The following is a 24,913-nucleotide window of genomic DNA, read 5'->3' as shown; positions in this document are numbered from 1 at the left end:
CTGCTGGTTATAGGATCAAGTCTAACGGGCAATTAGTATCAGTTAGCTTAACGCATTACTGCGCTTCCACACCTGACCTATCAACGTCGTGGTCTTCAACGACCCTTTATGGAGGTTTAACCTCCGGGAGATCTCATCTTCAGGCAAGTTTCCCGCTTAGATGCTTTCAGCGGTTATCTCTTCCGTACATAGCTACCCTGCGATGCTTCTGGCGAAACAACAGGTACACCAGCGGTACGTCCACTCCGGTCCTCTCGTACTAGGAGCAGCCCCCGTCAAATCTCCAACGCCCACGGCAGATAGGGACCAAACTGTCTCACGACGTTTTAAACCCAGCTCACGTACCTCTTTAAATGGCGAACAGCCATACCCTTGGGACCGGCTACAGCCCCAGGATGAGATGAGCCGACATCGAGGTGCCAAACACCGCCGTCGATATGAACTCTTGGGCGGTATCAGCCTGTTATCCCCAGAGTACCTTTTATCCGTTGAGCGATGGCCCTTCCATACAGAACCACCGGATCACTATGACCTGCTTTCGCACCTGCTCGACTTGTCGGTCTCGCAGTTAAGCACGCTTTTGCCATTGCACTTTAGGCACGATGTCCGACCGTGCCAAGCGTACCTTCGTACTCCTCCGTTACACTTTGGGAGGAGACCGCCCCAGTCAAACTGCCTACCATGCACTGTTCCCGATCCAGATAATGGACCAAGGTTAGAACCTCAAACAAATCAGGGTGGTATTTCAAGGTCGACTCCATCAGGACTAGCATCCTGATCTCAACGTCTCCCACCTATCCTACACAAACCGGTTCAAAGTCCAATGCAAAGCTACAGTAAAGGTTCATGGGGTCTTTCCGTCTAGCCGCGGGTAGATTGCATCATCACAAACATTTCAACTTCGCTGAGTCTCAGGAGGAGACAGTGTGGCCATCGTTACGCCATTCGTGCAGGTCGGAACTTACCCGACAAGGAATTTCGCTACCTTAGGACCGTTATAGTTACGGCCGCCGTTTACTGGGACTTCAATCAAGAGCTTGCACCCCATCATTTAATCTTCCAGCACCGGGCAGGCGTCACACCCTATACGTCCACTTTCGTGTTTGCAGAGTGCTGTGTTTTTATTAAACAGTCGCAGCCACCATTTTTTTGCAACCCTTTCGCCCTTTAACAAGCTACTTGGGCGTACCTTATCCCGAAGTTACGGTACTAATTTGCCGAGTTCCTTCTCCTGAGTTCTCTCAAGCGCCTTAGAATACTCATCTCGCCCACCTGTGTCGGTTTGCGGTACGGTCTTGATAGACTGAAGCTTAGAGGCTTTTCTTGGAACCACTTCCAATTGCTTCGCGAACAAGTTCGCTCGCCTCAAAATCTTGAATTACGCTACCGGATTTACCTAATAGCCATCTCGATAATAAGGACCGGGACATCCAACACCCGGACAACTCTCCGCGATCCGTCCCCCCATCGCATCTATCAATGGTCAAGGAATATTAACCTTGTTCCCATCAGCTACGCATCTCTGCCTCGCCTTAGGGGCCGACTCACCCTACGCCGATGAACGTTGCGTAGGAAACCTTGGGCTTACGGCGAGGGGGCTTTTCACCCCCTTTATCGCTACTCATGTCAGCATTCGCACTTCTGATACCTCCAGCATGGTTTACACCACACCTTCACAGGCTTACAGAACGCTCTCCTACCATCACATTACTGTGATCCGCAGCTTCGGTTATATGCTTAGCCCCGTTACATCTTCCGCGCAGGACGACTCGATCAGTGAGCTATTACGCTTTCTTTAAAGGGTGGCTGCTTCTAAGCCAACCTCCTGACTGTTTTAGCCTTCCCACTTCGTTTCCCACTTAGCATATATTAGGGACCTTAGCTGGCGGTCTGGGTTGTTTCCCTCTTGACGGCGGACGTTAGCACCCGTCGTCTGTCTCCCGTGCTTGCACTCTTCGGTATTCGGAGTTTGCTATGGCGCGGTAATCCGCAATGGACCCCACAACCATGACAGTGCTCTACCCCCGAAGGTGATACACGAGGCACTACCTAAATAGTTTTCGGAGAGAACCAGCTATTTCCAGTTTTGTTTAGCCTTTCACCCCTATCCACAGCTCATCCCCTAACTTTTCAACGTTAGTGGGTTCGGTCCTCCAGTACGTGTTACCGCACCTTCAACCTGGCCATGGATAGATCAACTGGTTTCGGGTCTACACCCAGCAACTAACGCCCTATTCGGACTCGCTTTCGCTACGCCTTCCCTAAACGGTTAAGCTTGCTACTGAATGTAAGTCGCTGACCCATTATACAAAAGGTACGCCGTCACCCCTTGCGAGGCTCCGACTGTTTGTATGCATACGGTTTCAGGATCTATTTCACTCCCCTCCCGGGGTTCTTTTCGCCTTTCCCTCACGGTACTTGTTCACTATCGGTCGATTACGAGTATTTAGCCTTGGAGGATGGTCCCCCCATATTCAGACAGGATTTCACGTGTCCCGCCCTACTTGTCTCTAGCTTAGTACCATTAATCTGTTTTCGTATACGGGGCTATCACCCTTTATTGCCGGACTTTCCATTCCGCTCTACTAACAAACTAATTAACACTAGAAGGCTGTTCCCATTTCGCTCGCCACTACTTTGGGAATCTCGGTTGATGTCTATTCCTCTGGCTACTTAGATGTTTCAGTTCACCAGGTTCGCTTCTATAAGCTATGTATTCACTTATAGATACCTCGTAAGAGGTGGGTTGTCCCATTCGGAAATCTGCGGATCAAAGTTTATTTGACAACTCCCCGCAGCTTATCGCAGTCTATAACGTCCTTCATCGCCTGTAATCGCCAAGGCATCCACCATATGCACTTATTCACTTGATCCTATAACTAGCACCACTACTGATGCCGTTATAAGTTAGTGCTTTAAGATTTTTTAATTCTCAAGCTGACATGCTTGTGCCGTATTCCAAAATCATTTTTTTACTACTTAAAACTCAGATTTGAAATGGTTTGATTCAATTTAATGCTACCCATGTTCGTTAATCTCTCAAAGAATTAACGAACGCATTGCTTACTCAAATTGTTAAAGAACAGCCATATAAAATGACAAAACTAAATTCCCATATGGATGTTTAGTTTTGCCTTTTCCGCAGAAACGTGGTGGAGGATGACGGGATCGAACCGACGACCCCCTGCTTGCAAAGCAGGTGCTCTCCCAGCTGAGCTAATCCCCCGGCATACTACGTCTGCATGAATCTGTGCCGCTTGATGTGGTGGGTCTGGAAGGACTTGAACCTTCGACCCCCGCCTTATCAAGACGGTGCTCTAACCAGCTGAGCTACAGACCCGCGGCATTTTTTCGTCAACCGATAAGTGTGGATACTACGCATCCAGCATTGTTCTCTAGAAAGGAGGTGATCCAGCCGCACCTTCCGATACGGCTACCTTGTTACGACTTCACCCCAGTCATGAACCCTGCCGTGGCAGTCGCCCTCCTTGCGGTTAGGCTAACGGCTTCTGGCAAAACCCACTCCCATGGTGTGACGGGCGGTGTGTACAAGACCCGGGAACGTATTCACCGCGGCATGCTGATCCGCGATTACTAGCGATTCCAGCTTCACGTAGTCGAGTTGCAGACTACGATCCGGACTACGATACGTTTTAAGAGATTAGCTCCCCCTCGCGGGTTGGCAACCCTCTGTACGTACCATTGTATGACGTGTGAAGCCCTACCCATAAGGGCCATGAGGACTTGACGTCATCCCCACCTTCCTCCGGTTTGTCACCGGCAGTCTCTTTAGAGTGCTCTTGCGTAGCAACTAAAGACAAGGGTTGCGCTCGTTGCGGGACTTAACCCAACATCTCACGACACGAGCTGACGACAGCCATGCAGCACCTGTGTTAACTTTCTCTTACGAGCACCTAATGTATCTCTACTTCGTTAGTTACATGTCAAGGGTAGGTAAGGTTTTTCGCGTTGCATCGAATTAATCCACATCATCCACCGCTTGTGCGGGTCCCCGTCAATTTCTTTGAGTTTTAATCTTGCGACCGTACTCCCCAGGCGGCTGACTTCACGCGTTAGCTACGTTACTCAGGATAAAATCCCGAACAACTAGTCAGCATCGTTTAGGGCGTGGACTACCAGGGTATCTAATCCTGTTTGCTCCCCACGCTTTCGTGCATGAGCGTCAGTGTTATCCCAGGGGGCTGCCTTCGCCATTGGTATTCCTCCACATATCTACGCATTTCACTGCTACACGTGGAATTCTACCCCCCTCTGACACACTCTAGCTATACAGTCACAGACGCAATTCCCAGGTTAAGCCCGGGGATTTCACGCCTGTCTTGTATAACCGCCTGCGCACGCTTTACGCCCAGTAATTCCGATTAACGCTTGCACCCTACGTATTACCGCGGCTGCTGGCACGTAGTTAGCCGGTGCTTATTCTTCAGGTACCGTCATTCACAACTGTGTTAGAGCTGCTGTTTCTTCCCTGACAAAAGAGCTTTACAACCCGAAGGCCTTCTTCACTCACGCGGCATTGCTGGATCAGGGTTGCCCCCATTGTCCAAAATTCCCCACTGCTGCCTCCCGTAGGAGTCTGGGCCGTGTCTCAGTCCCAGTGTGGCTGATCGTCCTCTCAGACCAGCTACTGATCGTCGCCTTGGTGAGCCTTTACCTCACCAACTAGCTAATCAGATATCGGCCGCTCTAATAGCGTGAGGCCTTTCGGTCCCCCACTTTCCCCCTCAGGGCGTATGCGGTATTATCGCAACTTTCGCTGCGTTATCCCCCACTACAAGGCACGTTCCGATATATTACTCACCCGTTCGCCACTCGCCACCAGGATTGCTCCCGTGCTGCCGTTCGACTTGCATGTGTAAAGCATGCCGCCAGCGTTCAATCTGAGCCAGAATCAAACTCTTCAGTTTAATATCTGTATGCCATTTAAGGCATGTCGCTCACTCAAAGAAATGACTCATTTATTTCTATTTGAATCAATTTACTGTTTAAGTGAGTACTACTTTATTTCATTGTCCAAAAGGACTAAATGCTTTCAGGTAGTACCCACAATTATCGGTTGACTAATTTTTAAAGAGTGGCTGTTTGTTTAATTAAGAACAATCAGCGAAGAAGTGAGACTATGACAGATATATTTTTTCTTGTCAACACCTATTCTGAAATATTCCACTTTTTCTTTAAAAACTTCTTAAATCATCTAATTGACACACCTTTTCTCTATATTTTAAGTGTGCAATTCATTGTTTTTAAGGGTTTACCCTAATTATTTTTAGTTTTTAGTTTAAAATACAGCTTAGTTATCTTAATTTGGAAGGTTGATATGGGCTCAAGCGACAATATTCAAACTAGACCAAAAATGATTTTAGTCTTGGAACTAAACCGTTCTCATCTTGAAATGATGAGAAGACACCTTCTTTCTTTGGGTGAAAATGACCGTCGACTACGCTTCGGTATGCACGCAACAGATTTGTTTATTAACTCCTACGTAGACTCTTTTAATTATTCTAGGGATTGTTTTTTCGGTGTCATTGATAGTACCTTAACAATTATTGGATTAGCTCATTTAGGTTATGGGCAAACGGTGCCTGGTCAGGAACACTCTGCTGAGTTTGGGGTATCGGTTTCTGAAAATGGCCGTGGCTTTGGTGTTGGAACTGCGTTATTTAAAAGATCCGCAATACACGCAAGAAATACGAATGTCAGCGTTCTTTACGTTCACTGCTTATCTAGCAATGCGGCAATGATGCATATTGCACGTAAGGCCGGCATGGAAGTTGAGTACTCTTATGGCGAGGCAGATGCCTATTTGAGACTTCCTCCAGGTAATTCACAGAGCATTATTCTTGAAGCAATGCAAGATCAATCTGCGATTATTGATTACTCTATCAAGCAAGGCTTTAAAAGAACTCTTCTCAATAACAGGTTACTTTTTGGTGACCTACTGACAAACTAGTGATTAAGTACCCACTGAATGATTTTTTCTAAATCGGAGTCGCTAATATTTTTGTTTGCGGGCATTGCCACAACTCCCCAAATTCCTGATCCGCCATTTTTGACTCGTAATGCAAGGTATTGTTGAGCCGCTGGTAACTGTCGATATTTTTCTGCAATATCACGAAACGCGGGACCTATAATTTTTTTTGTTTGTGCATGACATCCTAAACAACCATATTTTTTAGCAAGCTCCTCTGCAACTTGCTTTCCCTCTTCAGCGCGTGATATGGGCGAAGTAAACCCTACAATTAATACAAGGAATATCGCCCTTGTAAATTTATGGTTTAGTTTGAGTTGGCGGTGTAGAACCATTGACTAATTTTTTCTTTTCTTCTTCCGTAATTATGTCAAAAAGCTTAACCACTTGTTTGATACTGCTGCTACTTTTACTCGTGACAGTTGCTGCGGCTTTTGCTTCAAGCTCGGTTGTAATCCCCATTAAATAAACACTACCAGCTTCTACTGTTATTTTGATTGAGTTGGTGGGTACGTCATTTGTAGTAATTAGTTTTGCTTTTACTAGGGTAAATAAAGAGCTATCTGACAACCTTGAACTTGTTGAACTAGGGATACCAATTTGTATTTCGTTAACAATATTTTTGACGTTTTTAACAGGCAAGATCGCATTTTGTACCTGATCTTTTAACTCTTGTGTTGTTGCTTCACCCGTTAATAATACTTTTTGATTAAATACATTTACATTGACGTGAACATTATCTTGAAATTTTTTGGAAATTAATGAATCCGCCTCAAGTTGGATTCCTCTGTCCAAAGTCACGATACTTACAGGTCGTCTATCACCCAATACTAAGGCTGTTTCTGCCACGCCTCCAATAATTAGGGGAACACAGCCCGTTAAGTTGGTGAGCAGAAAACTAACAAACAAAAGTTGCGCTAAATTTTTCATTTTTAATCCAGTAACAAATGATCAATGCCATCACATAAACAATGGAGTAAGAGTAAGTGTGTTTCTTGAATCCGTGCTGTTCTTTCTGACGGAACGCACAAATGAACATTTTGTTGGCTTATCTGTTGGCTAAGTAGCTGGTTGATTTTTCCCCCTCCTCTGCCAGTGAATGCAATTATGCCCATACCAATTTTTTGCGCAGCTTCAATTGCTAGGATAACGTTTTTTGAATTTCCTGAGGTAGATATAGCTAATAGGACGTCTTCTGGCTTTCCTAGTGCTCTTACCTGCTTACTAAACACCTCATCGTAACCATAATCATTTCCTATTGCCGTCAGAATGGATGAGTCCGTTGTTAAAGCAATTGCGCCAAGCTCTTTTCTTTCTCTCTCAAATCGGCCTACAAGCTCAGCCGCAAAGTGTTGGGCATCTGCGGCAGATCCTCCATTTCCACAAGCTAGTATTTTTCCACCCTTGCTAACAGATGAAAACATTAATTCAATAGCAACTTGAGCTAAGGGTGCAAGCTGTTCTAAGGCTTCTTGCTTGGTGGAAATACTATCCTTAAATTGTTGCTGGATTCGTATTAATAAATTTTTATTCATTACTTCCTTCTTTTTCAAATGGATATAAGCTTAAACTGTTATATCGCAATTCTTCTACACTGAAACCCATCACTATATTATGGATCAAACATTTTTTTTAGACCAACAAAATATGCCGAAAAGCTCACTATACGTTGTGGGCACGCCTATTGGTAATTTGGGTGATATCACTTACCGTGCTGTGCACATTTTACGGTCTGTAGATGGGATTGCTTGCGAGGATACTCGTCACACAGCTCACCTGCTACAGTCTTTAGGAATACATAAGCCTTTAATGGCTTTACATGAGCATAACGAAAATACAGCTGCAGGCTCTTTAATTAATCGCCTTCAAATGGGCGAGCGTTGGGCCTATGTTTGCGATGCGGGAACACCAAGTATTTCAGACCCAGGCGCACGTCTAGTTCATGAAGTGCAACGTGCTGGGTATCAAGTGTTTCCTATCCCAGGGCCTAGTGCAATAACCACTTTGATTTCCGTTGCAGGTCAATTAACTCACGGCCGACATGGGGAATTTCAATTCTTAGGTTTTTTACCGTTAAAAGGAAAAGATCGCTCGGATGTTTTGGACTTTATAGATAAAAGCATTCTAGCCACTGTTTTCTATGAGTCTCCTCAAAGAATTAAAAATACTTTAAACGATCTCCTACTTCATATGAATGACCATTCAAGGACTCTGGTCATTGGGCGTGAATTAACCAAAAAATTTGAAACTATATCGTATTTGGCTCTGCAAGATCTTCCATTATGGCTAAGCTCTAATTTAGAAGAGCGCGGTGAGTTTTGTATCATTTTAGGTGGTGCAAACACAGACCCTAACCATTTAGGATTAACGCCAAATGATTGTCTTGTTAACCTTCCAAAGCTCGCGGAAACATTATCTTTTTACTTAGGAAGTAAACAAATTGCAGAGATTTTTTCAAAAGCTAACTTGATGTCCAAAAATGACGCCTATGATTTATCTCTTAAAGTAAAAAACCCGTCTAAAGACGGGTAATTTTATTTTTTTCCTGATCCAGCGTCTTTTGCTGCTTCTGGATCCTTAGGTTCTTTTAACTTTCCACCTGAAGCATTTGCCATGTAAACAACTGCACGCCCTATTTCAAAGTCACTTACGTCATCTGGCGATGCGCCGCCTCGAGCAGGCATTGCATTTTTTCCTTTGATTGCTGATGTAACCAAATAATCATATCCTTTAGAGACCCTTCCAGACCATGCCGCAACATCTTCAAATTTAGGTGCTCCAGCGGCTCCAGATGAGTGGCATGATGCACAAACGCTTTGGTAAACCGCTTCGCCCGTTTTGATAACCTTAGGTGCAGATGAATCGACAAAGTTTAAGTTTGCTACCGGTTTAATAATTTTTAGAGTCGATTCTGTATTTGGTACTGAGGACTGTTTTGTTCCACTATCAGCATATATTAATAGTAAAAGGATCACAATCAGGGGTATAAAAAATGCTGCGAATACCATAGTAATTAACTGTTTAGGGTTTTTAATCATGCTGCCATGTTGTTCGCTCATCACTTTTCCTTCAATTTTGATTTATTTAGTATCTTAATTACAAATTATAGCCATTCAACATAACATTTTATTTACACATGCATTAACCTAAGTAGAATCATCCTATTTAAACAACAATATCACTTATTTGATTCACTTTTATTACCAGTCATTATTATTGCGCCCGTAGCTCAGTGGATAGAGTATTGGCCTCCGAAGCCAAGGGTCGCGCGTTCGATTCGCGCCGGGCGCACCACCAAATAGGCTAATTTTAGCCAATAAAAAAGCACCGTTTTAAACGGTGCTTTTTTAACATCATCAGTATTATTTAGCTGTTTCTTTTGCGAAGCCGCTAAATTTGACTTCTACACGACGGTTAGGCGCTTCACAAACTGTCCGTGAAACTGGGCGACCATTAACCTTCATGCCATTACATGTAGATGGATTAACTACATAATTTGTTGATCCATATCCATCATAAGACATTTTTGAGGCCGGCACACCTTTAGAGGCTAAGTAATCATTGACACTTTTGGCGCGGTTTTTAGACAAAGGCATATTTAATGAGTCCTTACCTTGTGAGTCTGTATAACCGCTAATAACTAGCTTGTCTAAGTCATAACTTACTAATTTTGCTAAAGCAGCGTCAAGGATTAACTTACCTTTTGGTGTAATAACTGCAGAACCTAATGTGTAGGCACCATCGGCACCTAAAGTAAACGTACCGGAAATAGGCTGTCTAGTCTGCACAACTTGTTGTTGAACGGGTTGGGCAGCTACTGGGGCTGGTGCGCCATCACAAAGAGCATTTGCAGTTGCAGGCGTCCAAAAGTTATCTCTCCAACAAAGTTCATCTGTTCCATTTTTCCAAACATAACCATTTGCTGCTCCGCTCCAGTTATCGTTTGCTGGGGTTTTATTCACTTCATATGCAATGGGAGCAGCTTGAGATGCCACCACGAATGAGGCAAGGGCTAAAGCCGTGCCAAATTTGCCAAAATTGTTCATGCAAATCCTCCTAGATTTATAAATAATATGACTTAAAGAATACTTTAAAAAAATAACATAAAAATTGTTACGGTTCGATATTGAGGCTCGATAGCGTGTAATAAATATCAATTTTTTTGAATGATACAGTTGTATTTTTACCCTTTCACATTGTTGTAGCTAAACAACGATTTTGAAAGGATTGGGCGGAAGTTTTTTAACTTTTTTGAACTTTTTAAGGATTATCGTGTTGTTTTGAACAGTCTAAATACGTTAAATCTAAAAGATAGATAAAATACTGTTCAATACACAAAAATCTTTCTAAATATGACCACACAGTTAAACACTACTATCGTTGATATTAAGCCCATTCCAGAGGGCTTACCTATTCCCAATCGCAAGGTGATTCGTAGTTGGATCGAGCCTTTTGCTGAAAAACAAACATTAAAAGCAATTCTATTGCTTGTTGGTGATATTGTGATTTGGCTTGCCTTAATTGCTGGTATTGTTTTTATTGAAAACTTATTTATTAAAATTGTTTTAGGCAACATTGCGGGATTTTGGATTGGACGCCTATTTATTCTTGGTCATGACGCCTGCCATCAAAGTTATACGCCTCATCGAGAATTAAATAAAATTTTGGGACGTATTGCCTTTTTACCTTCCATGACCCCTTACAGCCTTTGGGAAGTTGGCCACAATGTGGTTCATCATGGCCAAACAAATTTAAAAGGTTTTGACTTTGTTTGGGCGCCCGCTAGTTTGGAAGAGTTTCAGTCAATGCCTGTGTGGCGTCAAAATCTAGAGCGCATTTATCGAAGTGGATGGGGGCCTGCAATCTACTACATGCTCGAAATCTGGTGGAACAAAATGTTTTTTCCTAACAAAAAGAACATGCCTTCAACCCGTAAGGTGTTTTTAAAAGACAGCATGTTGGTTGCAGCATTTGGTATCTTATGGATAGGCACTTTAATTTACGCAGCCTTAGCAACCAATCAATCTATTATAGGTTTGCTTATCTGTGGTTTCTTGATTCCATTTGTTTTTTGGAACGGTATGATTGGCTGGGTTGTGTATGTTCACCACACTCATACTAGCGTTTCTTGGTATGACAATAAATCTGAATGGTTGAGGGCTCAACCGTTTGTTTCTACAACGGTTCACCTTACATTCAAATACCATTTTGGCATGTTAATGCATCACATCATGGAACATACCGCTCACCATGTGGATATGGGAGTGCCACTTTATCAATTAACTAACGCACAAAATAAACTTGAAGAAGTTTTGCCAGGAAGAATCATTAAACAGCCGTTTTCTTGGTCTTGGTATTTTCAAACGGCAAAGCTTTGTAAGCTTTATGACTTTAACAATAAAATTTGGTTAGATTTTCAAGGAAATAAAACTGCTGAATCTATAAAAGTCGTCCTCAGCCCGCAATAAAGGTCTTATTTTAAAATTGAGTTAAAATAGAGTTTTGTTGCATAGGCTGTAATAAATGACTACAAGTACAACAACCACTTCTTCTACGACTGAATCCACCAGTCAGTCACTTAAATTTTGCTCTTCCTGTAGTAGGGAGAAGCGGCTTGATGGCGGAACATGGATTCCGACTAGTAATCGCAAGCAACGTTGGATATGCGCCAGTTGCCTTTATAACCGAACACACCGTACCGGAGCCATTAAGGCTTAATAATTATTCCTTCATCCGTTGATTAAGAAAGGGTTCGACACTCTTTCTTGCCCAAAGGTTGATGTTGGACCGTGTCCTGGGATAAATGTGATGTCATCCCCCAGTGGAAATAGCTTTTCTTTAATTGAGTTGATTAAGTCCTGATGGTTGCCTTTTGGAAAATCAGTTCTTCCGATTGAACCAGCAAACAGGACATCGCCAACCACTGCAACCCTTGTTTTTTTATCTACAAAAATAACATGTCCTGGTGTATGCCCTGGACAATGAATAACATCAAAGCACTCCTGACCGACCCACACTTGATCTCCATCGCCTAGCCAACGCTCAGGTATAAAAGAGTGGCCTTCATGCTCAAAACCAAATCTTTTTGCTTGTTCTGGTAATAAGTTTATCCAATACTGATCATCGATATGTGGTCCTATAATGTCAACTCCGAGAGTAAGCGCCAACTCTTTGGCGGCTGAACAGTGGTCAACATGGCCATGTGTAATTAATATTTTATCAACTGTTACATTCCACTTTTCAATTTGTGCTTGAATAATGTCTAAACCACCACCAGGATCTACGATGGCCGCCCTTTGAGTAACATCACACATTAATAATGAGCAATTTTGCTCAAAAGGGGTAACAGGTATTAATACTATTTTTAGAGCCATTGGATCATCATATCAAGGATTTTTACAGCAAAAAAGTTTCGTTTTCATCATTTTATCTTTCAATTTTAAGTTAAACTTTAAGGGTTGGTAGGAGAGAGTGTATTACACCGCCGAAGGCGCAATGCCCATAAACGCTCAGGCAAAAGGACTGTCAACATTAACACTCTGGAGAGCGGCATTTAATTGCCCACCGAAGGGGCTAACGCAGAATATTGCGTAATCTCTCAGGTATCAAGGACAGGGGGGCCTTCATTAGGATTCCTATGGCTCCTATGCCAGCGTATACTATTTTTAACGAGGCGCACAAATCCTTCGGTGCAAAAATGATTGATTTTGGTGGCTGGGAAATGCCCATACACTATGGCTCTCAGCTAAGTGAGCATTTGCACACAAGAACTTCTGCCAGTTTATTTGATGTTTCCCACATGGCTGTGGTTGATTGTTTCGGCTCTGACTCATCTGCCTTTTTAACCTATCTTTTGGCAAATAATATTCATAAGCTGAAAGCTCCTGGAATGGGTCTCTATTCTTGTATGTTAAATCACGAGGGCGGCATTATTGATGATTTAATCGTCTATAGGCTTGAGGATCGATACCGTTTAGTGATAAACGCGTCAACTGCAAATTCAGACCTCATTTGGATCAATGAACAAGCAAAAGCTTTTAAAAATATTGCTCTTATTCCTAGGCGGGATGGCTTAAATCATTGCATCGAGCCTGAGGTCTTATTAGCAGTTCAAGGGCCGTTAAGTTTAAAAGTTCTTTCAGAAGCATTTCCAACGATTGCTAATGAATTAGAAAAGCTTACCTATTTTCATGTTTCCTATTTAGCCACTCAATTTGGCAGATTAATGTTTGCTAGAACTGGCTATACGGGCGAGGATGGTTTTGAGATAAGTATTCCAATATCTCAAGGTCAGTTCGTTTGGGACTATTTACTAAATCTTTCATCAGATTTAAAACCTGCTGGTTTGGGTGCCAGAGACACTCTTCGTATTGAGGCTGGCTATAACTTATACGGCCAAGATATGAATACACAAACGAGCCCTCTTGATTCTGGATTGTCTTGGACAGTCGATTTAAAAAGCGAGCGCAATTTCATTGGTAAATCTCATCTCATTCAAGATGGTCAACAATTTGATTTTTTAGGTCTCGTTTTATTAGGCAAAGGGATTATTCGATCTCATCAGAAAGTTGTAACTCCTTCGGGTTTAGGTGAAATATGTTCTGGAACGTATAGTCCCTCTCTAGAGAAGTCTATTGGCTTAGCCCGTTTACCCAAAGGTCAAATTCTTGGATCTATTGTTCAAGTTATTATTCGCGATCAAGAAATTGATGCTCAATTAGTCAAACCTCAATTTGTTCGTCGCGGTCAAATTCTTATTTAATTTTTTAGGAGATTTTTTATGTCAGTGCCACAAAATTTAAAATACGCAGCTTCTCACGAATGGTGTTTATCTAACGAAGATGGATCTTATTCAGTAGGAATTACGCATCATGCTCAAGATGCTTTAGGTGATATTGTGTTTATAGAGCTTCCCAAAGTGGGGCAACAAGTTGTTGCAAAATCTAATTGTGCTGTTGTAGAATCAGTTAAAGCAGCAAGTGATATTTACGCACCAATCAATGGTGAAATTATCGCTATTAATGAGGCTCTTACGAACTCTCCTGAACAAATAAATTCCGCCCCCTACGACTCTTGGTTTTTTAAGATCAAAGCATCAAATCCTACTGATCTAAATGACCTACTTGATGCTGCATCATATAGCTCATCCATTGGGGAATAACGTATGCCTTCCTCTCTAGTACAAGATAACCTTCAAACACATGCTGAATTTATTTCAAGGCATATTGGCCCGTCACCCGATGAACAAAATTCTATGCTTCGGGTACTCGGCTTTCAATCAAGAGAGGATTTAATTCAATCCGTAGTTCCGTCTTCTATTAGAGAAAATCAAGCATTACCACTTTCTAAATTTACCGAGCCACTTTCAGAAATTGATGCGTTAAACCAATTGAAGTCACTCGCTAATAAAAATTTAGTCTATAAAAGTTGGATTGGCCAAGGTTATTACAATACATTTACTCCCGCTGTCATACAAAGAAATATTTTAGAAAACCCTTCTTGGTATACCGCTTATACACCTTATCAACCTGAGATATCTCAGGGCAGATTAGAAGCTATCATCAATTTCCAACAAATGATTATGGACCTTTCGGGCATGGATATTGCAAATGCGTCTATGCTTGATGAAGGGACTGCTGCTGCTGAGGCAATGACATTGGCACTTCGCTCGACAGAGTCTTCATCCACCTCTTTTTTTGTTGCTTCAGACGTTTTCCCCCAAACTATAGATGTCATTAAAACTCGAGCAAAGCCATTAAATATCCATGTCATCGTAGATGACGCTTTCAATATCCCGCAATATGATGTTTTTGGTGCAATTATTCAATATCCAGGGGGCAATGGCCACATACATTCCCTTGACGATTATTTAAAAATGAGCGAGCACATTCATGCAATTAAAGGCTTGTTTATTATTGCTGCTGATTTATTAGCTCTAACATTGTTGGAGTCTCCTGCCAAGCTTCTAGCTGATATTGTGATCGGCAATTCACAACGCTTTGGTGTGCCGATTGGCTTCGGTGGTCCGCATGCCGCTTTTTTAGCGACTAAAGATATTTATAAAAGAAATATGCCCGGACGGTTGGTTGGTGTCAGTATTGACTCAAATGGTAAGTCTGCTTATCGTCTCGCTTTACAAACTCGTGAACAGCATATTCGAAGAGAAAAGGCAACTTCAAATATTTGTACTGCACAAGTTTTATTGGCTGTTATTGCTAGTATGTTTGCCGTTTACCATGGACCACAGGGTTTAAAGAAAATTGCTCTTCGTACCCATTTCTATACTTCTTTATTGGCTAATACCCTCAAGAAGCATGGCGTAGCCGTTTGTAACTCAACTTGGTTTGATACTCTACTTATTAAGTCAAACCTTGTAGAGTCCATTCTTTCCAAAGCCAATTCTCTTCAAATGAATTTTAGATATTTAGATGATCAACATCTTGTGATCTCCTTAGATGAAACTTGTTCTGATGAGGATATAACTGTTATTTTAAAAGCATTTGGTATTGAATTGATGGTTGATAAGCTTGAGTCATTTATACCCACATCAGAATCCTTCTTTCCTCAAGATTTAGGTCGTACAGATTCTTTTTTAACCCACCCAACATTTAATCGATATCACTCAGAACATGAAATGCTTCGATATCTTCGCCGCCTTTCAGATAAAGATTTGGCATTAGATAGAACGATGATCCCGCTTGGTTCTTGCACGATGAAGTTAAATGCTACCAGTGAAATGTTACCCATTTCATGGCCCACATTTAATCAAATTCATCCCTTTGCACCTTCTGGTCAATGGACTGGATATGCGGAGCTCATAGAACAAGTTGAACATATGATGTGTGCAGCAACTGGTTATGATTGTGTATCTTTACAGCCGAATGCTGGATCACAAGGTGAGTATGCTGGTCTATTGGCGATTCAGGCTTATCATGAGTCTCGTGGAGATATGCACCGTAATATTTGTCTTATTCCATCATCGGCTCACGGCACTAATCCTGCATCTGCACAAATGGCTGGGATGGAAGTGGTAGTGATTGCATGTGACTCTGATGGAAATATTGATTATGCAGATCTACATACTAAAGTAGTATCTCACTCTTCAAACCTCGCGGCTATGATGATTACTTATCCCTCTACTCACGGAGTTTTTGAATCTCACGTAAAAGTGGTCTGTGAATTAATTCATGCTCATGGTGGTCAGGTATATATTGATGGGGCCAATATGAATGCTTTAGTTGGTACAGCATCTCCTGGGCATTTTGGTGGGGATGTTAGTCACTTGAATTTACATAAAACTTTTTGTATTCCTCACGGTGGCGGTGGTCCCGGTGTTGGACCAATTGCAGCAAAAGCTCACCTAGCTCCTTTTTTGCCTATGTCTTTTACTGCTGACTCAATTGCCAAATCTAGTCAACGTCGTCCTCGTATAAGTTCTGCGCCATATGGTTCTGCATCAATACTTCCTATTTCTTGGATGTATGTTGCAATGATGGGTTCGAATGGCCTTCGGCAAGCAACGGAAGTTGCTATTCTTTCCGCCAACTATATAGCAAAAAAACTCAGTCCTCATTTTCCAATCTTATACAAAGGTCAAAATGATTTAGTTGCCCATGAGTGTATTTTAGATATTAGGCCTATTCAAAAACTTTCCGGCATTAGTAATGAGGATATTGCCAAACGCTTAATAGACTTTGGATTTCATGCCCCTACGATGAGCTTTCCTGTTCCAGGAACTTTGATGATAGAACCCACAGAAAGTGAGTCTAAATTTGAAATGGATCGATTTATTGATGCAATGATTTGTATTCGTGAAGAAATAGAATTAGTCATTACAGGTAAGTTTGCTCCATTGGATAATCCGTTAAAAAGCGCTCCACATACCGCACACTCCCTTTTATCATCTGAATGGAAGCACTCGTACTCTAGAGAAATAGCTGCTTATCCAGTTTCAAGACTAAGGCTTAATAAATATTGGCCGCCAGTTGGTAGGGTCGATAACGTCCATGGTGATCGAAATTTATTTTGTGCGTGTGTTCCGATGAGCGAGTACGAGGAAATTTAAAACTGAAGTGGGTCACGATCGATTAGTAATTTTATTGATCGTGATTTTTTCTTGATAACCTCAATATAATCCAATGCTTTTTCAAGTGTTTTTTGTAATTTAACTCTATCGTTTGTTTCAATTAATATTTGGTTTCTATCAACCCCGGATAATCGTTGTAAAACTCTAGGCGTTGGATCACTTATTTGAATATTCTCAGGCAACTCATGCTCTAAATACTGTTTTAAATTATTTAGTACTTCATTATTAATTTGCTCATTTTTCGATTCCGCAATAATGAGTGCCTGATGTGAATATGGTGGTAGTTGGTAATCCTGCCTCTCTTTTACAATATCCGTTATAAACTGATCATACTGATGTTCTGCCAATGCTTTAAACATCGGATGGTCCACAAACTCTGTTTGAATATAGATATTGGAACCTTCAGCTGCTTCACCTCGTCCGGCTCTTCCGGCTACTTGAACTAGTTGTGAAAATATTTTTTCAATTGCTCGAAAATCTTGAGAGTACAAACTCTTATCGACGTCCATCACAATAATTGATTGTATGTGTTGAAAATCATGTCCCTTAATAATCATTTGTGTACCAATGATTATGGCAGGCTCACCCGCATGTATTTTTTTAAATAACTCATCAGCTGATCCTTTTGATTTAGTTGAGTCACTATCAATTCTTATTAAATCTATTTGAGGATATGTTTCTTTTAAAAACTCCTCTATTTTTTGTGTTCCCATTCCAAGTGTTTCTAAATCTTGGTTCCCACAATCCGGACAACTGAGAGGTATGTATTGATTACTTCCACAATGATGGCATTGCAATAATTTTCTATTACTACCTATTTTTTTATGAACAACCATCCACGCACTACACTTATTACAGCTTGACTTCCAAGAACATGTTTTACAGTGCAATATGGGAGCATACCCTCTTCTATTTATATAGATTAGTGTTTGTTTATTGTTTTTCTGTGTTCTGGTGATAACTTCGTGTAACTCTTCTGTTATCCCATATGTGTTAATTTTTTTGTTTTTTCTTGCAACGGCTAAATCAATTAGATTTAATGTTGAAAGGCTTGCTCCATCTTTAGCTTTTTTATTTAATGTTAATAAGCTTATCTTATTTTGTAAAACTTTATGCCATGTTTCAGAAGATGGTGTAGCAGATGTTAGGACTATTGGTATTTTGAGTTCAGCGGCTCTCCATATCGCTAAATCCCTTGCGTGATACCTTAAACCGTCTTGTTGTTTATATGAGTTGTCGTGTTCTTCGTCAATGACCATGGCTTTAATGGTTTTAGCTGGTGCAAATATACTAAGTCGCGTGCCCAATATGACACGAGATATTCCATTTTCTATTTTCCACCAAGCAAGATTCCTTTGCGCTGAGCTTATGTCGCTATGAAGCACTGAAACCTCTTCGTTTACAAAAACTTGTTTTACTATTTTTTCTAGTTGCGGCGTTAAATTTATTTCTGGAACTAGTATCAGACATTGAGCGTTATCATCCTTTAATACTTCCTTTAGCCATGTTAAATATACGGCTGTTTTTCCACTACCAGTTATTCCCTTTAATAAGGTTATTTCAAAGCGATTTTTTTTAGAACTAGTTTGTAAATACTCTAAGCTCTTGATTTGTTCTTCATTCAAATCCCATTGGTATTCAGCGACATCACTTTTGCTTTTTTTTTGTTTTTTTTCTTGTTCTTTTAATTTTTGTTTTTGTAATAGGCTCCATTTATTTGGCCTTTTCCAGTCTGCAGGAATGCTTGTAAATAATGTCTCCCCTAAAGGTTTTAAATAGTATTTTGCTGAAAACTGACATAAACTTATTACTTGAGTAGTTACTTTTAAATCGGGCGCTATTGCTAATACTGGCTTTAAATTTCTTATTTGATCATTTGCACACGAATTCTTCTTATCTATTTGTAAGACAATACCTGCTGTAATTTTTTTTCTGAATTCAACTTTTACAATATCTCCTATTTGCGGAGCTTGTAATAACTCCTCTTGATTCCAGATGTAATCAAATAGTTGAAATATAGGAACATCAATAGCTATAGTTACGATCACTTGAATGACTATTTTCCGTATTTATTTTTGATACAACATAGTAATTACTAACTTTGATTCAAATCTTTCTTTTTAAGATTATCCTGTGGATAACTCTGTGGATTATTTGTTAGTTTACACTTCCTTTCTTTCTAGAGAAATCACATTTTATTTATTGATTCCATCACTTAATATAGATATTATATTTTAAATCAACAACTTATAGGCTTTTTGTAGAAATCAAATTTAGTATCTATTGCAAGGTACTGTTATGTGTCGATAGCAAAGCTACCTGTGTATAACTTTTCTACTATTTTACTTAAGTAACCTCAAATTATCTTTGTTCGGTGCCTTTTCGACTCTGATCTTATGGCATCAATTAAACAGTAGACATTTTCTGGGGGAGTAAATTGAGAAATTCCATGCCCTAGATTAAAAATATGTCCATCTAGAGGTGATATTTCATCATCGATTGCCTTAGTAAGCGCCAACTCATTAAATAGCTCACTCACCTTTTTTTTAATGATCTTTTGATCACCTAATAAAGTTAATGGATCAAGGTTTCCTTGTATCGCTATTTTTTGTTTACCCAAAAGTTCTCTTGCCTTAGATAATGAAATAGTCCAATCCAATCCTAAGACATCGGCTCCTGATTTTGCCATTTCATTTAGCCAAATTGCTCCGCCTTTTGAAAATAACAAAATAGGGACTTGTTCTTTTATCTCTCGATCTTCATGAAGTCTTCTAATAACCTCTCTCATCGGCGCCAATGAATACTCTAAATAATCTACAGAAGACAAAAGTCCACCCCAAGTATCAAACAACATAACCGCTTGGGCTCCTGATTCAATTTGTAAGCGAAGGTACTCTGTAACAGATTGAATATTAATATCTAAAATGTGCTTCATTAAATCAGGGCGTTTGTACAACATCGTTTTAGTTTCTTGAAAATCTTTTGATCCAGCCCCCTCAACCATATAGCAAGCTAAAGTCCATGGGCTTCCTGAGAACCCTATTAATGGAACTCTTTGCTTGCCATCCTGAATTAGATCTTTTTTGATTTGACTAACGGCATCAAAGACATACCGCAACTGATCCATGTCTGCGACTCTTAAATCCTTAATACTCTTTTCAGTTCTAAGGGGATTTGAAAATCTAGGTCCTTCGCCCTGCTCAAAGCTCAAGCCAAGACCCATTGCATCTGGAATAGTTAGGATATCTGAAAATAAAATTGCAGCATCTAATCCATAACGATCTATTGGCTGCAGGGTTACTTCTGATGAAAGTTGTGGATTTTTTGCTAACTGTAAAAAACTTCCAGCTTTAGCTCTTGTTTTGTTATATTCCGGTAGATATCTTCCCGCTTGTCTCATTAACCAAATTGGAGTACTGTCTAACTTCTCAAAACGACAAGCCTTTAAGAACCTGTCATTGATTAATTCAGGAAAGATATTACCTGGCAATTTTTATTTATTTTTTTCTGCGGAATCTAGCAATAGCTGCAAGTTGAGCCGCTGCCATAGCAAACTCAGATTGAGCATGCGCAAAATCAATATCTGATGTGCGAGTAGCCATTAAATCTTCAGCGCGGCGCTTGGCTTCGTTTGCTTTAGCTTCATCTAGATCTGCACCTCTTATTGCAGTATCGGCTAATACCGTAACAGAGTGTGGTTGAACCTCAAGGATCCCACCAGCAACAAAAACAAACTCTTCTTCACCATCGGGTTTTTCAATTCTGACGGATCCGGGGCGGATACGAGTGATTAAAGGTGTATGGCCTGGCAATACGCCTAACTCTCCGGATTCTCCAGGCAAAGCTATAAATTTAGCTTCGCCTGAATAAATCGAATTTTCTGCACTTACAACATCAACATGTATGGTAGCCATAATGTATTAAAACCTTATTTAAATTAAAGCTTCTTAGCTTTTTCAATAGCTTCGTCAATTGTGCCAACCATATAGAATGCTTGTTCTGGCAAGTGGTCTAACTCTCCATCTACAATCATTTTAAATCCACGGATTGTTTCTTTTAAAGTTACATACTTTCCAGGAGAGCCTGTAAAGACTTCCGCGACGTGGAATGGCTGTGACAAGAAGCGTTGGATTTTACGTGCACGAGCAACTGACTGCTTATCTTCAGGTGAAAGCTCATCCATACCTAAAATAGCGATAATATCGCGCAACTCTTTATAACGTTGCAAAGTGGTTTGAACTCCACGCGCAACTGCATAGTGCTCTGTTCCAACAACTAATGGATCTAACTGACGACTTGTTGAGTCTAAAGGATCAACTGCAGGATAAATACCAAGTGCTGCAATATCACGTGATAAAACAACTGTAGAGTCTAAGTGTTGGAATGTTGTTGCAGGAGATGGGTCAGTTAAGTCATCCGCTGGAACATAAACAGCCTGAATAGATGTAATTGAGCCTGTTTTAGTAGAAGTAATACGCTCCTGTAAACGTCCCATTTCATCTGCGAGTGTAGGCTGGTAACCTACGGCTGATGGCATACGCCCCAAAAGCGCAGAAACCTCTGTTCCAGCTAGGGTATAACGATAAATATTGTCAACGAAGAACAGAATGTCTCTTCCTTCATCACGGAAACGCTCAGCCATTGATAGGCCAGTCAACGCAACACGTAAACGGTTTCCTGGTGGCTCATTCATCTGTCCAAAAACCATTGCAACTTTATCTAAAACATTTGAATCCTTCATTTCATGATAGAAGTCATTACCCTCACGAGTTCTCTCGCCAACACCAGCAAAAACAGAAAGTCCTGAGTGTTGTTTAGCAATGTTATTAATTAATTCCATCATATTCACTGTTTTACCCACACCCGCACCACCGAACAGTCCGACTTTACCACCCTTAGCAAATGGGCAAACAAGGTCGATAACCTTAATACCTGTCTCTAATAAATCTACGGAAGGAGAAAGTTCGTCAAATTTTGGGGCAGCTTGATGAATAGATCTACGCTCTTCTGTTGCTATCGGACCAGCCTCATCAATTGGTCTTCCTAATACGTCCATAATACGACCAAGAGTTGCAGGACCCACAGGAACGGAAATTGGGGCACCTGTTCCACGAACGCTCATACCACGGCGTAATCCATCGCTTGAACCCATCGCAATTGTACGAACAACTCCGTCGCCTAACTGTTGTTGAACTTCAAAAGTTAAGCCTTTTTCAGCAAAAGATGCTTCATTGCTTTCTTCTAAAACTAAGGCGTCATAAACCTTAGGCATACCATCGCGCGGGAACTGAATATCCACAACAGCTCCAATACATTGAACGATATTTCCGTTACTCATCGCATTTCTCCAATCAAATCAATATTTACAATTCTTTAAATTAAACCGCTGCTGCGCCACTTACAATTTCTGATAATTCTTTAGTAATAGCCGCTTGACGTGTCTTGTTATAGTCAAGCTGTAATTCCGCTATTAAGTTCTTCGCATTATCAGAAGCCGCTTTCATCGCAACCATTCGAGCTGATTGTTCAGAGGCCATGTTTTCTGATACTGCCTGATATATGATTGCTTCAATATATTTTTTCAGTAAATCATCTAATACTGTTTGAGCATCTGGCTCATATATGTAGTCCCAACCGTAAGCAACCTTCTCTTGTGAAGATTGATCTAGGCTTTCCATCGGCAATGGTAATATCTTTTCAATTACTGGCTCTTGCTTCATCGTATTGATAAAGCGGTTGTAGCATAAGTAAATTTCATCAACTTCGCCTTTTTCAAAAGCATCAAGTTGAATTTTAATCGTACCAATTAAATCATCAAGCAATGGCTTATCACCTAAATGTGTAGCGTGTGATACGAGCTTTGCTTTAATTCGGTTTAGGAATTGAAAGCCTTTTGCACCTATTGCAGTACACAAAATATCTTTTTTATCACCGTGCCAAGACTTCATACTTGTGGTTAGCATACGTAAAATATTCGTATTCAATCCACCGCACAATCCCTTGTCAGTAGTAATTAAAATGATGCCAACATTTTTAACTTCTCTTTCAACTAAAAATGGTGGTCGATACTCGGGGTTTGCACGAGTAATATTGGCTGCAACATTCCTAATTTTGGCAGCAAATGGTCTGGCTGCACGCATACGCTCTTGCGCACGACGCATCTTTGACGCTGCAACCATTTCCATTGCTTTGGTAATCTTTCGCGTATTTTGTACGCTCTTGATTTTGTTTCGTATTTCTTTAGTTCCAGCCACGCGGCTCTCCTCGCCTCTTTATATTAGAAAGAAGCAGAACGTTTAAAGTCTTCGACAGCTGCTTTTAATGCAACTTCGTCATCCTTGGATAACTCTTTAGTGTCTTCAATACGGCCAATTAAATCGGCGTATTTAGCCTTAAGATGATCCTGCATTCCTTTTTCAAAAGGAAGAATATCTTTAACTTCGACATTGTCTAGGAAGCCATTATTCGCTGCGTATAAAGAAGCTGATAACTGCCAAACTTGTTGTGGATTGTATTGAGACTGCTTTAGCAATTCCATTACTCGACGTCCACGATCTAACTGTTTACGTGTTGCATCATCTAAGTCAGAAGCAAACTGAGAAAACGCAGCAAGTTCACGGTACTGAGCAAGGTCAGTACGAATACCGCCAGAAAGTTTTTTGATAACTTTTGTCTGTGCCGCTCCACCAACTCTCGATACTGAAATACCTGCATTAATCGCTGGGCGTACACCCGCATTAAATAAGTCAGTTTCTAAGAAGATTTGTCCGTCGGTAATTGAAATAACGTTCGTTGGAACAAATGCAGAAACGTCACCGGCTTGAGTTTCAATCACTGGTAGGGCTGTTAAAGAACCTGTTTTACCCTTCACATCACCGTTCGTGAATTTCTCTACATATTCGGCGTTAACGCGAGCTGCACGCTCCAATAATCTTGAGTGCAAATAGAACACATCGCCAGGATAAGCTTCGCGGCCTGGAGGTCTACGTAGCAAAAGTGATACTTGACGATATGCAATCGCTTGCTTAGTCAAATCATCATAAACAATTAATGCATCTTCACCACGATCTCTAAAGTACTCGCCCATAGTGCAACCAGCATATGCTGACAAATATTGCATCGCTGCTGAATCAGACGCTGTAGCCGCAACAACAATCGTATAAGCAAGAGCGCCATGCTCTTCTAGTTTACGAACTACGTTATTAATAGTTGATGCTTTTTGACCGATCGCCACGTAAACACAATATACGCCCTTACCTTTTTGATTAATAATGGCATCAATCGCAACGGCTGTTTTACCTGTTTGTCTATCACCAATAATTAACTCGCGCTGTCCTCTTCCAATCGGAACCATAGCATCAATTGACTTAAGACCTGTTTGTAAAGGCTGGCTAACGGACTGACGCGCAATAACGCCAGGTGCCACTTTTTCAATAATGTCTGTTTGCTTTGCGTTGATTGGACCCTTACCATCAATAGGCTGACCAAGCGTATTTACAACTCTACCTAAAAGCTCTGGACCAACTGGAACTTCAAGAATACGACCCGTACATTTTACAGGGTCACCTTCTGAAATGTGCTCATAAGCACCTAAAATAACTGCTCCGACTGAATCACGCTCTAAGTTCAGGGCTAAACCAAATGTGTTATTTGGAAACTCTAACATCTCACCTTGCATAACACCTGATAAACCGTGAACACGGCATATGCCGTCAGTCACAGAAATAACAGTACCTTGATTTCGAACTTCAGCGTCTACACCAACACTACTGATTCGACTTTTGATCAGCTCACTGATCTCAGATGGGTTAAGTTGCATTTATAACTCCTAGGGTCTT

The 24,913-nt window shown here is 40.9% G+C and carries 19 protein-coding genes, 3 tRNA genes, 2 rRNA genes and 1 riboswitch; of the genes, 8 read left to right on the top strand and 16 right to left on the bottom strand.

The features are described from left to right. Positions 1-11: 11 nt before the first annotated feature. The 4 genes from QMN06_RS00225 to QMN06_RS00210 all read right to left on the bottom strand — a co-directional run bounded on the left by QMN06_RS00225 (position 12) and on the right by QMN06_RS00210 (position 4,928). Positions 12-2,873, bottom strand: a 23S ribosomal RNA gene (locus QMN06_RS00225). Between the two features lie 277 nt (positions 2,874-3,150). Continuing rightward, a tRNA-Ala gene (locus QMN06_RS00220) sits at positions 3,151-3,226 on the bottom strand. A gap of 37 nt (positions 3,227-3,263) precedes the next feature. Continuing rightward, positions 3,264-3,340 (bottom strand) — tRNA-Ile (locus QMN06_RS00215). A gap of 59 nt (positions 3,341-3,399) precedes the next feature. Beyond that, positions 3,400-4,928: ribosomal RNA gene (locus tag QMN06_RS00210) — 16S ribosomal RNA — on the bottom strand. Together the 16S and 23S rRNA genes with 2 tRNA genes alongside form the textbook arrangement of a ribosomal RNA operon. Before the next feature lie 410 nt (positions 4,929-5,338). On the opposite strand from QMN06_RS00210, the gene QMN06_RS00205 reads away from it, so the two are divergent. After that, a complete protein-coding gene (locus QMN06_RS00205) occupies positions 5,339-5,971 on the top strand; it encodes a GNAT family N-acetyltransferase (RefSeq protein ID WP_281970494.1) in 633 nt (210 codons plus the stop codon). Here QMN06_RS00205 and QMN06_RS00200 read toward each other — a convergent pair. Genes QMN06_RS00200 through QMN06_RS00190 form a run of 3 tightly spaced genes read right to left on the bottom strand, consistent with a single transcriptional unit; the run spans position 5,968 to position 7,524 of the window. After that, positions 5,968-6,324 carry a c-type cytochrome gene (locus QMN06_RS00200; protein ID WP_281970493.1) on the bottom strand — a complete coding sequence of 119 codons (357 nt, stop codon included), beginning with the start codon at positions 6,322-6,324 and terminating at the stop codon, positions 5,968-5,970. The two genes, QMN06_RS00205 and QMN06_RS00200, sit on opposite strands and share 4 nt — an antisense overlap. Further along, positions 6,290-6,919 carry a BON domain-containing protein gene (locus QMN06_RS00195; protein WP_281970492.1) on the bottom strand — a complete coding sequence of 210 codons (630 nt, stop codon included), beginning with the start codon at positions 6,917-6,919 and terminating at the stop codon, positions 6,290-6,292. The genes QMN06_RS00200 and QMN06_RS00195 overlap by 35 nt, the downstream gene beginning before the upstream one ends. Before the next feature lie 2 nt (positions 6,920-6,921). After that, positions 6,922-7,524, bottom strand: coding sequence for a phosphoheptose isomerase (locus tag QMN06_RS00190; RefSeq protein ID WP_281970491.1), 603 nt, complete (start codon positions 7,522-7,524; stop codon positions 6,922-6,924). A 79-nt stretch (positions 7,525-7,603) separates the two neighbouring features. Here QMN06_RS00190 and rsmI point away from each other — a divergent pair, with 79 nt between their 5' ends. Next, complete coding sequence (rsmI, locus tag QMN06_RS00185) at positions 7,604-8,521, top strand: 16S rRNA (cytidine(1402)-2'-O)-methyltransferase (protein ID WP_281970490.1); 918 nt, start codon at positions 7,604-7,606, stop codon at positions 8,519-8,521. Positions 8,522-8,523: 2 nt separating this feature from the next. On the opposite strand, the gene QMN06_RS00180 is transcribed toward rsmI, so the two are convergent. Next, the gene (locus QMN06_RS00180) at positions 8,524-9,048 is read right to left on the bottom strand and encodes a c-type cytochrome (protein ID WP_281970489.1); all 525 of its coding nucleotides are present in this window, start codon (positions 9,046-9,048) and stop codon (positions 8,524-8,526) included. Between the two features lie 159 nt (positions 9,049-9,207). Here QMN06_RS00180 and QMN06_RS00175 point away from each other — a divergent pair. Then, positions 9,208-9,283: transfer RNA gene (locus QMN06_RS00175), tRNA-Arg, on the top strand. A 68-nt stretch (positions 9,284-9,351) separates the two neighbouring features. Here the strand turns inward: QMN06_RS00175 and QMN06_RS00170 are convergent. Beyond that, the gene (locus QMN06_RS00170) at positions 9,352-10,035 is read right to left on the bottom strand and encodes an OmpA family protein (protein ID WP_281970488.1); all 684 of its coding nucleotides are present in this window, start codon (positions 10,033-10,035) and stop codon (positions 9,352-9,354) included. A 306-nt stretch (positions 10,036-10,341) separates the two neighbouring features. On the opposite strand from QMN06_RS00170, the gene QMN06_RS00165 reads away from it, so the two are divergent. Further along, positions 10,342-11,457, top strand: coding sequence for a fatty acid desaturase (locus QMN06_RS00165; protein ID WP_281970487.1), 1,116 nt, complete (start codon positions 10,342-10,344; stop codon positions 11,455-11,457). A 55-nt stretch (positions 11,458-11,512) separates the two neighbouring features. Then, positions 11,513-11,707: a hypothetical protein gene (locus tag QMN06_RS00160; RefSeq protein WP_281970486.1), complete on the top strand. Its 195-nt coding sequence runs from the start codon at positions 11,513-11,515 to the stop codon at positions 11,705-11,707. A gap of 11 nt (positions 11,708-11,718) precedes the next feature. On the opposite strand, the gene QMN06_RS00155 is transcribed toward QMN06_RS00160, so the two are convergent. Beyond that, positions 11,719-12,363: an MBL fold metallo-hydrolase gene (locus QMN06_RS00155; RefSeq protein ID WP_281970485.1), complete on the bottom strand. Its 645-nt coding sequence runs from the start codon at positions 12,361-12,363 to the stop codon at positions 11,719-11,721. A gap of 78 nt (positions 12,364-12,441) precedes the next feature. Beyond that, positions 12,442-12,524, top strand: a riboswitch (glycine riboswitch). Between the two features lie 111 nt (positions 12,525-12,635). Here QMN06_RS00155 and gcvT point away from each other — a divergent pair. Genes gcvT through gcvP form a run of 3 tightly spaced genes read left to right on the top strand, consistent with a single transcriptional unit; the run spans position 12,636 to position 17,054 of the window. Next, positions 12,636-13,751: a glycine cleavage system aminomethyltransferase GcvT gene (gene gcvT / locus QMN06_RS00150; RefSeq protein WP_281971791.1), complete on the top strand. Its 1,116-nt coding sequence runs from the start codon at positions 12,636-12,638 to the stop codon at positions 13,749-13,751. Between the two features lie 18 nt (positions 13,752-13,769). Beyond that, a complete protein-coding gene (gene gcvH, locus QMN06_RS00145) occupies positions 13,770-14,150 on the top strand; it encodes a glycine cleavage system protein GcvH (protein ID WP_281970484.1) in 381 nt (126 codons plus the stop codon). A gap of 3 nt (positions 14,151-14,153) precedes the next feature. After that, complete coding sequence (gene gcvP / locus QMN06_RS00140) at positions 14,154-17,054, top strand: aminomethyl-transferring glycine dehydrogenase (protein WP_281970483.1); 2,901 nt, start codon at positions 14,154-14,156, stop codon at positions 17,052-17,054. On the opposite strand, the gene priA is transcribed toward gcvP, so the two are convergent. The 6 genes from priA to atpA all read right to left on the bottom strand — a co-directional run bounded on the left by priA (position 17,051) and on the right by atpA (position 24,894). Continuing rightward, the gene (priA, locus tag QMN06_RS00135; protein ID WP_281970482.1) at positions 17,051-19,123 is read right to left on the bottom strand and encodes a primosomal protein N'; all 2,073 of its coding nucleotides are present in this window, start codon (positions 19,121-19,123) and stop codon (positions 17,051-17,053) included. The genes gcvP and priA overlap by 4 nt on opposite strands. 308 nt (positions 19,124-19,431) lie before the next feature. Beyond that, a complete protein-coding gene (gene hemE, locus QMN06_RS00130) occupies positions 19,432-20,565 on the bottom strand; it encodes a uroporphyrinogen decarboxylase (RefSeq protein ID WP_281970481.1) in 1,134 nt (377 codons plus the stop codon). Between the two features lie 7 nt (positions 20,566-20,572). Beyond that, on the bottom strand, positions 20,573-20,989 hold the full coding sequence (locus QMN06_RS00125; RefSeq protein ID WP_281970480.1) for a F0F1 ATP synthase subunit epsilon: 417 nt from the start codon (positions 20,987-20,989) through the stop codon (positions 20,573-20,575). A gap of 23 nt (positions 20,990-21,012) precedes the next feature. Further along, positions 21,013-22,413 carry a F0F1 ATP synthase subunit beta gene (atpD, locus tag QMN06_RS00120; RefSeq protein WP_281970479.1) on the bottom strand — a complete coding sequence of 467 codons (1,401 nt, stop codon included), beginning with the start codon at positions 22,411-22,413 and terminating at the stop codon, positions 21,013-21,015. A 40-nt stretch (positions 22,414-22,453) separates the two neighbouring features. Beyond that, on the bottom strand, positions 22,454-23,329 hold the full coding sequence (atpG, locus tag QMN06_RS00115) for a F0F1 ATP synthase subunit gamma (RefSeq protein WP_281970478.1): 876 nt from the start codon (positions 23,327-23,329) through the stop codon (positions 22,454-22,456). Positions 23,330-23,352: 23 nt separating this feature from the next. Continuing rightward, positions 23,353-24,894 (bottom strand): F0F1 ATP synthase subunit alpha, encoded by a 1,542-nt coding sequence (gene atpA / locus QMN06_RS00110; protein WP_281970477.1) that lies wholly within the window; start codon positions 24,892-24,894, stop codon positions 23,353-23,355. Positions 24,895-24,913: the final 19 nt, after the last annotated feature.

Origin of the sequence: Polynucleobacter sp. SHI8 (assembly GCF_027944005.1) — a bacterium.
In the GTDB taxonomy this organism is placed as follows: Bacteria; Pseudomonadota; Gammaproteobacteria; order Burkholderiales; family Burkholderiaceae; genus Polynucleobacter.
This window is presented reverse-complemented; position numbering and strand designations above follow the sequence as displayed.